The 780-nt window shown below is 47.6% G+C and carries 1 protein-coding gene; it reads left to right on the top strand.

Annotated elements, in window-relative coordinates:
• A partial coding sequence (locus AC0LWF_RS27775; RefSeq protein ID WP_474654702.1) for an IS3 family transposase occupies positions 1 to 780 on the top strand: 780 nt, incomplete at both ends.

Below are 780 nucleotides of genomic sequence, written 5' to 3'. Positions count from 1 at the left end.
GCTAGACGTACTAAAAAAGTACAAGGAGTTGGAGAGGAGGTGTCACCAGAGGCCGTAGTAACCTGGATGGAGTCTATCCGGGGAGAAATGTCCGTGAAGCAAGCTTGTGAGCTGCTAGGGATTGCACGTGCGACGTACTATCGGTGGAAAGCCGTTTATGTTACAAAGCAAGAAGATCAGCTCACAGAGAAGATTCGTCAGCTCTGCACTTTGCATAAATTCCGTTATGGCTATCGCAAGATAACCGCGCTGCTTCGAAGAGAACAACACGTCAATCATAAACGGGTGCAACGAATTATGCAACGCGAAGGGCTACAGTGCCGAGTTAGGATGAAGAAACGCAAGCCAACTGGACAACCAACTCAGATTGCTGAACATCAGTTAAAACGTCAATTCCTAGCAGATTCGCCAATGCAAAAGCTCGTAACGGACATCACCTATCTGCCGTTTGGCGGTAAAATATTGTACCTGTCGAGCATTTTAGACTTGTTCAACGGCGAGGTCGTGGCGTACAGTATAGCAGATAAACAAGACACAGCATTTGTGTTAGATACCCTTAATCAGCTGCCTCTAACAAACGGTGCGATGCTGCATAGCGATCAGGGAAGCGTCTATACGTCACAGGCATACCAGGAAGCTGTAAAAGGAAGAGGCATTACCATGAGCATGTCCCGTAAGGGTACGCCCGCTGATAATGCCCCCATCGAATCGTTCCATTCCACTCTAAAGTCTGAAACGTTCTATCTCGAAGGTTTAACCTGCACAACGACGGCAATCGTT

Source organism: Paenibacillus sp. sgz302114 (assembly GCF_056120345.1).
Note: the sequence above shows the minus strand (reverse complement) of the source record. Positions and strands in the feature narration are given on the sequence as shown.